An 11371-nucleotide genomic window follows, 5' to 3' on the forward strand; every position below is an offset into this window, starting at 1 on the left:
CGACTTTCGGGGCGGCCAGGACGCGAGGCGAAGCCGCGCCTGGTGGAGCGCTCAATCATGACGCGGACCTAGCAACTTCAGCAGCGAGAACGGTGATCGAGCGGGTCGCGAAGAGAGGATCCTCGATCGCGGTTCAGCCGCAGTGCTGTTCAGGGCGCGTCTCGACTAGGATGGAAGCGCATTCTGCGAGACGCTGAAGGACGCTCGCGCTCGCTGCGGAAGGCTGACGATTCTTCAACACCGACGGAGCGCGTTAACGGTGTCTCGCCAGTCATGGCCCGCCAACAGCATGTACGGCCGCGGCGCCTGGCGCGGCGTCAAATATGAGGCGGCCTATCTGCGCGCTGCGTTCGTCCCGTCGCGGTTGGCGCGCACGCTGGATCATATACAGACGCCGACTGATGAGATTATTCGCAAAAGAGCACCGCCAAATGGTCTGAGACGAGGCTCGAGCGTAAATACAACAGACCGACCGCTGCTCGGCCATTGGGACCAGCAAGAGTTGCGACCTTACCGCGCCAAAGCACATGTCAGCGTCGCCCCTTTGGCCGGTTCGCAAGTACGTTCCTAATGGAAAAGCTGGAATGAATACGTGAGATGCCCGGAAGCGTCGAGAGGATCTCCTTGTGAATGCGCTCGAACTCGACAGCATTGGCCGCTTCCACTCGCAGGAAGTAATCCGCCCCCCCGGTCATGAGATAGCACTCTTGAATCTCCGGATACTTGCGTACCGCAGCCTCAAATTTGTTGAGATACTCTACTGTCTGCCGTTCCAACGTGATGTTGATCAGCACGGCAAGACCTTGTGAGTCGGCGCCCGTCTCGACGAGCGCCGTGTACCCGCGAATGATGCCCGCATTCTCGAGCAGCTTGATACGCCTCAGACACGCCGAAGGAGAAAGCCCAACTTCCTCCGCCAGATTTACATTGCTCACCCGGGCGTTCACGCGGAGCGCGCGCAAGATATTACGATCTATGCTGTCCATAAGCGTCGTACGAATATTCGAACAATTGGTAGATTGTTCGAATATGTAGCAGTCCTCGAATAATCGAGCAAGGAACGCCCGGCACTTGCTCGAATCTTGCGCTAAACTTTTCCTTATGGAAGACACATTGGACCGGACTGCTCCCGGTGCATTGCTAGCCGGGAAAGCGCACGGCTTTCCCGGCTACATGACCGTCGATTTGGCCGCATTGCGCCGCAATTTTCAGCGCATTGCATCGATCGCGAATCCGGCTCGCGTGGCGGGAGTGGTGAAAGCCGATGCCTATGGCTTGGGCGCCATTCAAGTGGCGGGCACGTTGCTTGGCGCCGGCTGCAAGGACTTTTTCGTGGCGCATGCGGAGGAGGCCGTCGCATTGCGGCCTCATCTTCCCAGCGGCGCGCAGCTCTTCGTGCTGAACGGCCTACTGCCCGGTGCGGAGGCTGTTTGCGCGTCTGCGGCGGTTACTCCCGTCATCAACTCCTTAACCCAGCTTCACCGTTGGCGCGCTCGGGCCCGCGTAGAGCGGAGACGCCTTCCTGCTGTTCTGCAGTTTGATACCGGCATGTCACGGCTCGGATTTGCGCCAGCTGAGCGCGCTGCAGTGCGCATGGAAATTGCGCAATCGCCGGAGCTCGAGGTCCTCTACGTCATGAGCCATCTCGCATCCGCAGATGAGCCCACTAGAGCCCAAAACGTTGCGCAGCTCGCAGAGATGGAGAAGGTGGCCAAGGAATTTGCGCCGCTGCCCGTCTGCTTCGCGAACTCTGGCGGCGTGCTGATGGGCAGCGACTATCACGGCTCTCTTGTTCGTCCAGGAATCGCACTCTATGGCGGCGCGCCGCAGCTAGGTGTAGCAAATCCGATGGAGCCTGTCGTCAGCCTCTCAATTGCGGTTGTGCAGACCCGCAGGGTCCCAAGCGGGACCATGGTCGGATACAGTGGAACGCACTTAACCAGCGACTGCACCCGGCTTGCTACACTTTGCGCCGGCTATGCCGACGGGCTCCCGCGCAGCCTGAGCGGTCGGGGAGCCGTCTACTTCCATGGTCATCGTCTGCCTATCGTGGGGCGAGTGTCGATGGACAGTATGACAGTCGACATCTCCGATCTGCCGGATGACGCACTCGATCTAGGAAGCCTCGTCGAAGTGATCGGCCCCCATCAGACCCTTGAAATGCTGGCGACTGACGCCGGCACGATTTCCTACGAGATCCTCACCGGCCTCGGTAGTCGCTTCTTCAAAAGCTATTGCTGAACGTTCACCGCAGACGAGCCGGCATCGTCAAGCAAGACATTGGATTAGATAATGAAAGTCACGATTCTAGGCGCAGGCGTTATCGGCGTCACAACCGCATATCAGCTTGCAAAGCTCGGGCACGAAGTCGTTGTTCTCGATAGGCAGTCGGGTCCTGCGCTGGAAACGAGTTTCGCGAACGCGGGGGAAGTTTCCTTTGGTTACTGTTCGCCGTGGGCTGCCCCGGGAATCCCCATGAAGGCCGTCAAGTGGATGCTCATGCGGCATGCGCCGTTGATCCTTCGTCCGAAGCTTGATGCAGCGATGCTGACTTGGCTTGGTCGCATGCTATCCAACTGCACGGCCGCGCGATATGCAGTCAACAAAGGACGGATGCTGCGCTTGGCGGACTACAGTCGCACGGCACTTGCCGAGCTGAGGAGAGAGATCTCGTTGAGCTATGACGAGCGCATGCAGGGAACCCTGCAGCTGTTCCGAACACAGCAACAGCTCGATGCGTCGGCAAAGGACGTGAAGGCTCTTGCGGCAGACGGCGTTCCTTTCGAGGTACTCGATCGCGATGGTTGTGTTCGGGCCGAACCCGCATTGCGCTACGTGCGCCACCGAATAGCCGGAGGACTTTTGACCCCGAAAGACGAGACCGGCGACTGCTTCAAGTTCACTGATGCGCTGGAGCAAAAAGCCGCGGCGTTGGGCGTCGACTTCCGTTACGGACAATTCATCAATGGACTGAACATCGAAGCTGGCCAGGTGCGTGGTGTGATCACCGATCACGGGACTATTCGGTCGGACGCGGTAGTTGTCGCGCTCGGAAGCTATTCACCTCTTCTCCTCAAGAAGGTTGGCATCAAGCTGCCAGTCTACCCTGTTAAAGGGTACTCGCTGACAATTCCGATCGCTGACACCTCGCGCGCTCCCGAGTCGACAGTCATGGATGAAACGTACAAGATCGCTATTACCCGTCTCGGCGATCGAATTCGCGTCGGCGGAATGGCCGAGATCTCGGGCTATACCAATGATCTCGTCGAAGCGCGTCGGCGCACCCTGGAGTACTCCGTGATGGATCTGTTCCCCGGTGGAGATCCCAAGACCGCCTCCTTCTGGTCAGGCCTGCGACCGATGACTCCGGACGGCCCCCCAATCATCGGCCGGACCAAGATCAGGAATCTATTCTTGAACACCGGGCATGGCACTCTCGGTTGGACGATGAGCTGCGGTTCTTCTCGGGTCATAGCGGATCTTGTCTCGGGACGAAAACCCGACATCGAAACAGAGGATCTCGGCCTAGGGCGCTACGGATAGTTCTGCGGCAAAAGAGCCCTTTGGTTATCGGCTGCGCCATTCGCGGCCGGTCCGCATGCGGCCGAGCAATCCAGCGGGCCGTAACGTGAGTGAAGCCTGAGCACGCCTCGAAAGAGCGGAGCCTGCCTTCCGCTTCTACGTGCTGTACGACAAGACTGCCCAGTCGCTCCCAATCAGCGCCGGGCCCCTGCGTTCTCGATCATAAACCATCCAACCAGCGCCTCCAATCCGAATGAGGAATCTGCTCGCTGACGGTGCCCCTTCGCTCACCACGGCCTCCTGCTCGCTTGCGCGTTTCGGAAAAGGCCCGCCAGCGCGAACCGGCAGGCCTGGGATCAACGCCACATCGTCGGGGGATTCAAGGCTTTGCGGCCCACCTTTCTCAATGCATCGGTCGAAAGTTGTCCCTGTGCCGCGGCCTCAAGGATCTTCGATGCAACATGCGTTCGGGCGCCAACTTCGCTGACGGGAATTTTCTCGCAAACTTCTTCAAGGACGGCTCTAAGGAGGGCAGTCGTTTCCGCACTGAACATGCACCAACCTCAAAAATATGAGACCGTATGAACGCTGTGGTATGTTCGCTCGGCAGCGCTCGCAAATGCATTCCCGTCTCGGCGCTGAAATCCCAGCTCATCCACGGTGGCATAGGTCCGTCAAAGTTTTGTGACAGAAGCCGACGTGAGAACACTTGCGATTCACGTGTGTTGTGCCGGAACAAGGCATCGGGAAATTCGGCAGACCGGGGCTGACCGCACAGTTCACGTAGTGGTTTTAATCGGTTCATTTACCAGCTGGCCGCCGCCGCCAACTCATTCGCTACGGGCTTCATGGTCTTCAGCGCTTCAGCCGCCACAACTGCCTATCGCAAGGAATAAAGGGTTGCGTGTTAGCTTCAGGGTCTCGTTGGCTTGCGGACCGAGCTGGCGGAGGGGCCCCGGCCTATGCCCCCAAGCACCCTGCGAGCCTGGGCTGTCGCTCAAAACAGTACGAGGTCAAATTCAGAGCTCCCAAAGATGCCATCGCTAGGCCAAGGGCTCGTCCCGCGGAGGCCCAGCCGCGCATCGCGCCAATGCCAGGCCGGTCCAGCAGCTCATGGCTGCAACACAATCCGAGGCTCTTGCCGCCAAGCTTCCGGCGAACCGCCAGATATCACGCTCCTTTGGCTCTACGGCTGACTTATTCGTGCTAAGGGGTATCGGCTGTTAAGAGTTGGCTTAGTTGCGACATGATCATTGGGGACCACAAGGACCCCAGCATGCAACTGCATCATGCCAATACCTTGGAAAGGATCGAGAGGGTCGCGGATCGAGACAATGTGGCCCATCACTCTCGACCAAACAGATTTCTTGGCCTCCAATCGAGATGAGATCCAGTCGCTCATGGAGCCAAGAGGCCATTCAAATCGCACCGTCTGGCTCGTGGTGGCCGCATTGGCCGGGGGCTTCTGATTGGGATGGGCGGCGGCTTGGTACGGTCCTGCAACAATCTCGACTTTCAAGCCAAGGTAGAAACGGCTTTGCCGCCGGGTGCCGGACACAAAGTCAGGCTGCAAGGCCGAAAGCGCGCGAAAGCTAGCATCAGCATCAGGCTCGCGAACATCGCCTCTTTTAGGTCAACCTTCCACGGTGAGCGCTTGCCTCGTTCCGAAGCGTTTGGCCAAAGCATCGAGTGAGGCGCAATGGGCGGAAGCTCAGAACCCAGCTTCTTCGGCTATCGACCCAGACGTGTCGGTAACAGGATCGCTCGGGTCTGCGGGGCCGCTCCTGTCAATCCCCGAGACAAGGCCGACGACTATTGAGGGTTGGGCTGTGCTTGACGTTCGCGGCGGAAAGGCGGCGCTCGAAGGGCCAGATGGGGTTCGAATGGCCGCACAGGGAGACGTGGCCGCTGGCATCGGGCGGATCGACTCTATCGTGCGTTGGGGTAACCGCTGGATCGTTGCAACAGCTCGTGCATTGATCTCGACTCCGTAAGAGTGCTGGTTGCGACGAGAACCTCCATCCATTCGTGCCGTCTCTCACCGGGTTGGCCAATGACGTCCCGGTACGATATCGGGATTTTCGAAGGTCTTTTTCAAGGAAGGCCGGGAGCTCTTTCTCTCGATCGGCTATCTGGTCATCTCTCTGCTCTTGCATTTCTTTCCGGCCTATCTTTAGGGGCGGCCGCCCCGATCTCAGCTGAACGGCCAACCACTGTTACAGGGTTATGGCTCGAATCATGAAACCAATACGGCGCGATGCAGCCGAGATTTGCATCGTGGTCGCGGCGGCCGTGAAAGATTGGAATTGAGCGCTGCGGAGGGCCGTTCTCTTGTTGAAATGCTCTGTACCGGAGCGCAAGATGAGCAAGCACCGAGTTTTAAGGGAATGCCGTAGAGCTTAGACGGGCTGTCGCGCGGTTCAGCTCACATGGGCGCCACATGGCGAATAGGCGTGAAGCCGCCACGATTATGAACTGAAGAGGCGAATCAAAAAAGCCTGCGCGACTTTGTTACCCCAGCCGCTCGTTTGCTGGAATCGCGGACCGAGACGAGGCATAGGCGCCTGAAATGAGCTTGTAACAACAACACGCCCTTTGCTCGAGGCACTTGTGTTCATTAATCTGCAAGACACCGCGCATCTTGCGGATCAGCCCTTGTTCTTCGAATCGGCTTAGGGTCTGCGTTACTCCAGCGCGACGGAGTCCCAAGACAGACGAAAGGTAGTCATGGGTAACTGGCAGCACTCCAGCGTCAACAGCATCACTCGCCAAACAAAGCCAGCTCGCGAGCCTCTGTTCACGATTGTGACGAACCCCGCATAGTCCCGTCTGAACGCACTGAAATGTCAGCGCTTGAACGTACTCAAGGAGATGCTCTCGGATCTCAGGACGCTGCTTTATCAGCCGACGCAATTCCTCGACACGAATCCTGTGCGCGCTTCCGGGGAAGAGCACCACAGATTGATGCGTCGAAAGATGTCCTCCCCACAAAAACGAAGCACCGACCACACCTCGATATCCTATGACGGCTGTTTCAAGCATGCTTCCCGCCGCGACAACCCTTAGCGAAACGAGGCCCGACTCTATGAAATAGACGTGCTCGACATTCCTTTTCGACTCTTGCAGAATCATACGTTCTTTCAGGACGATCGGTTCAAGGCACTCCCCTATTGCCCCGAGGCCTTCCAGAGAAATTCTGGCCAGGATCGCATTTTTGACAAGGGGCCGCTTATTAGGACGCAAGCTATCGCGCCGATGAAGCATCGGCTGTTCGCCGCACACTCCCTTGAGAGCCACGTCTCCCGAGCTGTCCAGCGCTTCAAGGACGGGTGGCACTCGATCAGTCATAGTAGGGTTCGTCTCATAGCGCGCGGAAACCTGCTGAAACAACCTGTCGACTGTAACATATTTTTCCATATTGATTACTGCAATGGACCGCGCGTTGAGGGTTAAATCCCGCGCTTAGATGCTTTCTTTGATGAATTTCAGCGCCGCGACCGGGGCGGCGGTGTGTTGGACTCCGCCGCGTGAGCCAAACACACCGCCCTTAAGGCAACCACGCCTCTCAGAGAACATTTCGGATATCACGTGAGCGTTTAATCATGCTCCCTCTGTGCCGGAGCTCATTATTAGCCACGCGAATCGGTTCTGATGCCCTCCAGACAATCAAGCAATCTTCCCTCAACAGTTCATGCCAGAGGGAGCACTGTTTGTCTTGCCGTTGGGGCCACGGCGATGACTGGCTTATTGCCCGCGCATCGCGAAAAGGGGACATGCTCCGCGGATAAAGCTGGCTTCCTGCCTCATGCCTCCAAGTTTCCTCAATATGATTGGAACCGATGCTCAGAATTAAGATCAATCTGTGATAAGTGTCAGTAGTCCCGGACTCCGGCGGTCCGCGGATTTTTTGATTAGATTTAGCTTCAGTGGGGTTTGGAATGAGGGCAAGGTTGATACCTTCGCGCACAGGCACGTTCGGTTTTCGGATAACAGCCATAATAGTGGGAGGGCTCCTCGCCGGCGCCACTCTAGGGGCCACCCCCCATGTAATCTCGCAAAAAGATCGAGAATTCAGACCCAAGGAAATCATAATAAAGCGCGGCGAGACTCTACGGTTCGTCAATGACGATGGCGAGCTCTTGCATCACGCCTATTTGAGCTCAGATACTTTTGAATTCGATTCCGGCGATCAACAGCCGGGCAGCCAGTTCGACGTCGTCTTTTCTGTGGCTGGAGATTACACCGTGTTGTGCGGCATTCATCCCAAGATGAAACTTGGCGTGCATGTCACCAAGTAGCGCGCCTACAGAATTGAGGTATTGAAGGTCGCGGCGTGGCCAACATAGTAGGCGAAGAGCGTGACCGTCAGGGCCGCACATAGTCCGGCCGGGGCGAGCCAGGGAGCGCGATAGTCGGCCTCCCTCGGCTGGTGATCGGAAAGTATCGCGATCAGGACGACGATGATCGCCGAGTGCCCGATCACATCAAGCTTGCCGAATTCGAAGCACGCGCTGACGAACATTCCAAGCAGCATGGCGGCCGCAACGCGCCGGACCAGTGGCGTCCAAGCCAGGGCAAACGCGAGCGTGAATTCGACCATACCGGCGGCGCGCATATAGAACTCACTGTCGAATCCGAGCGTCATGCCGGGGTGCTCTATCAGAAGTGGGAAGCTCCATTCCGGGTAGGCCCACTTTTCCACCGAGGCCCACATCAACGTTACGGCGGTTGCGTAGCGAACGACATCGAGTGGAGGAATGCCGAACAGATCTTTCTGCAAGCCAGTGAGCGCGAGGTAGGCCGCAAGGCCCAGAAAGATCGGATAATCCGCCAGATGAAACGTTCCGTAGTCTCGAACGGCGAGCCCGAACAGCACCGCGATTCCCGCCGCGGAAAGGGGCATCGTGCGGCGCCACAGCAGGCCTGCGGCGATGGCGAGCTGCAAAGGCCCAACCATCGGCGAAGTCGTTTTCAGTTCAGGGGTCAGCAAGATACCGCCCACCGCCCAAAGCGAGACGAAGAAAAATCCGCAGACAGCACGGATGATTTCCTCAGTATGTAGTCGCAATCCATCCGTGAAGCGGTTGAGGGACCGGGCCGTCAGCTCACCCAAAGACGTCCGCTCAACCAGGCAGCCGGAAAAAAAACAGAACAGGGCAAGACCCAAGAGCAGCTCAAAATCCTGGCACAGCACGTTTTCGAGGCTTCGGGGCTGGCCGGCAGCGTCATACGCACAGAACCACTTGACATGGGCACTGGCAGCTTGTGTCCCCAAGAACCAGAAAGAGAGCCCCACGACGTACTTTGCATAGAGGGAGCTTCCCCGGAATGCCGCAATGGCATCCCGCGTCAGAGACCTGAACATAAAGAACCACCCCTCTTAGAAAGCGCCCACCTTTAACGGTCGTTTAACTTAGCATAAATCTTAAGGATGTGACGGCGCCTTCATCCAAAGGTTGTTCGCTGGGTTAATTGGGGGCACACGGACAAGAATTTCTGCGGCCAGACTATCGCAACTCCCGCTCAAATTTTACAGATTTCGGCAACAGGCCTTCAATGCAAGCGTCGTACTGAATGTCAGACAAAAGTGAATGTCTGGAGTACTCTATGTTCGGTACGTTTCGTACGAAGAGTGTGCCCGTGGTCTCGGCGCTGGCGCGCACCGCAAAGCGGCTCGCAGCATGCAGTGAAACACTAGAGACGTGGACGGGCGGTTTCCTCGTCCTTGTGTTTGGCTTGCTGGGAGCGGCATTGCCGCACCTTCCCTGAAAGCCTTCCCGACCGCGCGATCGCGGCACCGGTCATCGCGCAAGCTTGGGAAAAGTAGTATCCGTCGAGGATGCGGTGAGCGTCTGGAGAAAAGCGATCAGGTCCGCCTTTTCGCTTTCCGTAAGAGAGAGAGGCTTTATTGAAGGCGAGAGGCTCGGACGGTCAATCCCACCCCTATCATAGAGTTCGATGACCTCTTCCAGGGTTGCGACCGATCCATCATGCATGTAGGGCGCGCGCCGCGCGACATCGCGCAATGTCGGCGTCTTGAATGCGTACCGCAGCTTTTGTGACCTCGGAAACAGCCGACCGCGACCAAGGTCGTCGTTCTTTGCGACGCCAATATCGTGAAACGACCCGTCGGTAAAAGATGGTCCAGCGTGGCATTTCGAGCAATGGGCTTTGCCGTTGAAAATCTCAAAACCGCGCTTTGCTGGCGCGCTGATGGCGGTTTCGTCTCCCATGATCCATCGGTCGAATGGCGCTTCCCCAGCGACGATGGTTCGTTCAAAAGTCGCCAATGCGGCTTCGATCCTAGGTCGCGTGATTGCACCGTCTCCGAATGCGGCTGCGAATGCATCCTTATAGGCCGGAATGGCGGAGAGGCGTGCGATCAATTCTGCTTCCGTCAAATTCATGTTCGCCCGACCTGTGATAGGCCCGAACGTAACAGCTTCGAGAGTCTTGAACTTGCCGTCCCACCCCAACAGTTCAGTGAACGCCACATCGATCAGGGTCGGCGCACGGAATGGCAGGCCCTTCGGATCCTCGCCGATCGCCCGCGCAAGGCCATCACCCCAGGAAAGCGACGGATTGTGGCACGTCGCGCAGGAACGGGCGCGGGACTTCGAGAGCAGTGGATCGAAAAACAGTCTTTCCCCGAGGGCAGCTTTCGGAATCGTGTAGGGATTGTGATTGGGAAACGGCACCGCCGCCGGCCGACGATAGCTGGCGCGCTCCACGGCTTCGGCTGGTGTTTCCGCCGCGGCCGAAGCAAAAGGCTGGCTCAGCGGGAAAAACGCCGCGAGCAAAGCCAAGCTGACCCAGACCCTCATCGGCTCCTCGACGATATACTGGCTCCTATATGGCATCCCTGGTCAAAAAAGCTTTAATAGCAAGTATGCGACGCTGCCGATAAAGCGGAATTTGTTTCAGAAGATTCTTGCGCCTTCGTAACTGAGCGTTGCGACGAAGCGAGCGCTACAGCTTGGACACGCCAACGACTCCTGTAGATGATCCGTGTAACACCACGGAAGCCGCTAATCACTTCGATAGTAGTTTCATGTCACAGCGCTCAACAACACGCTAGGCTGGGCTTGCGACGCGCTGATACCGCCGAGACTTATCTTCGCACCCAACCATCAGAGCCTCTGTAGCATCGTTCACTAGTATGCCGACGCACAACGCGGATCCGGAACGAGCCAACAGCAGCAGTTCATCGAGGCGGTTGACCCAGTACTCCGCTCGACCATGCGGGGGTGGGCGCGTCATGCAGATCGACGCAGGGCCCAACATTGCTTGCAGGTCTATGCTCCCCGCCGAACTATGCCGAGCGAGTTTGTTTTCCCGAACGTTCACCGTGAGCGACCTGTAATCGCCTCGGCTTCTGCCTCCGCTCTCAATCGCAGGGGCAAGGATACGTCTGAAGACCGATCCTTGACCAAGCTTCGACCGCCCGGCCTTATTCGACGCGATACTTCTCTGCAAAAATCACGATCGCCAGCGCCGCCACCTGCACCGATTCCGGCTGCTAACTGGCCAACCGAGCGGTTCACCGCGACCTTGCAGAGTGTGCGCCCATTTGTACGTTCCGTACAAAGTTTTCGCGCCACACCAAGCCGACTCTCGGATGAGATTCTGCCGGCTTTAACAAATTGCCGCTAACTCCTGAGCGCTAGACTCAGAAGGACATGCACCGTGAAGATGCTAGTTCACTTTCTACGCGATGAGTCCGGGGCTACCGGCATAGAATATGGGCTGATAGCGCCGGGTGTCTCGCTTGCTATCATCGCAGCTGTGAATGGACTAGGCACTAAACTGAGTACGAAATTCGCTTCGATCAGCAACTCTCTGAGATAAT

At 57.5% G+C, this 11371-nt stretch carries 9 protein-coding genes; 4 read left to right on the top strand and 5 right to left on the bottom strand.

Annotation, left to right across the window (positions count from 1 at the left end):
* Window positions 1-530: 530 nt before the first annotated feature.
* Window positions 531-986 carry an Lrp/AsnC family transcriptional regulator gene (locus tag A5906_RS00265; RefSeq protein WP_080133324.1) on the bottom strand — a complete coding sequence of 152 codons (456 nt, stop codon included), beginning with the start codon at window positions 984-986 and terminating at the stop codon, window positions 531-533.
* A 187-nt stretch (window positions 987-1173) separates the two neighbouring features.
* Here A5906_RS00265 and alr point away from each other — a divergent pair, with 187 nt between their 5' ends.
* On the top strand, window positions 1174-2241 hold the full coding sequence (gene alr / locus A5906_RS00270; protein ID WP_245326581.1) for an alanine racemase: 1068 nt from the start codon (window positions 1174-1176) through the stop codon (window positions 2239-2241).
* 51 nt (window positions 2242-2292) lie between these two features.
* Window positions 2293-3543, top strand: a complete 1251-nt coding sequence (locus A5906_RS00275; RefSeq protein WP_080133326.1) for a D-amino acid dehydrogenase — start codon at window positions 2293-2295, stop codon at window positions 3541-3543.
* Window positions 3544-3878: 335 nt separating this feature from the next.
* On the opposite strand, the gene A5906_RS43585 is transcribed toward A5906_RS00275, so the two are convergent.
* The gene (locus A5906_RS43585) at window positions 3879-4076 is read right to left on the bottom strand and encodes a hypothetical protein (protein WP_080133327.1); all 198 of its coding nucleotides are present in this window, start codon (window positions 4074-4076) and stop codon (window positions 3879-3881) included.
* 1957 nt (window positions 4077-6033) lie between these two features.
* Window positions 6034-6939 (bottom strand): Crp/Fnr family transcriptional regulator, encoded by a 906-nt coding sequence (locus tag A5906_RS00290; protein WP_245326534.1) that lies wholly within the window; start codon window positions 6937-6939, stop codon window positions 6034-6036.
* A 584-nt stretch (window positions 6940-7523) separates the two neighbouring features.
* On the opposite strand from A5906_RS00290, the gene A5906_RS00295 reads away from it, so the two are divergent.
* Window positions 7524-7820 (top strand): methylamine utilization protein, encoded by a 297-nt coding sequence (locus A5906_RS00295; protein ID WP_245326535.1) that lies wholly within the window; start codon window positions 7524-7526, stop codon window positions 7818-7820.
* Between the two features lie 5 nt (window positions 7821-7825).
* On the opposite strand, the gene A5906_RS00300 is transcribed toward A5906_RS00295, so the two are convergent.
* Window positions 7826-8818, bottom strand: a complete 993-nt coding sequence (locus A5906_RS00300) for a hypothetical protein (protein WP_080133978.1) — start codon at window positions 8816-8818, stop codon at window positions 7826-7828.
* A gap of 505 nt (window positions 8819-9323) precedes the next feature.
* The gene (locus A5906_RS00305; protein ID WP_080133979.1) at window positions 9324-10346 is read right to left on the bottom strand and encodes a cytochrome-c peroxidase; all 1023 of its coding nucleotides are present in this window, start codon (window positions 10344-10346) and stop codon (window positions 9324-9326) included.
* Window positions 10347-11214: 868 nt separating this feature from the next.
* On the opposite strand from A5906_RS00305, the gene A5906_RS00310 reads away from it, so the two are divergent.
* On the top strand, window positions 11215-11370 hold the full coding sequence (locus A5906_RS00310) for a Flp family type IVb pilin (RefSeq protein ID WP_080133330.1): 156 nt from the start codon (window positions 11215-11217) through the stop codon (window positions 11368-11370).
* The last annotated feature ends 1 nt before the right edge of the window (window position 11371 follow it).

The organism is Bradyrhizobium sacchari (assembly GCF_002068095.1).
Classification (GTDB): domain Bacteria; phylum Pseudomonadota; class Alphaproteobacteria; order Rhizobiales; family Xanthobacteraceae; genus Bradyrhizobium; species Bradyrhizobium sacchari.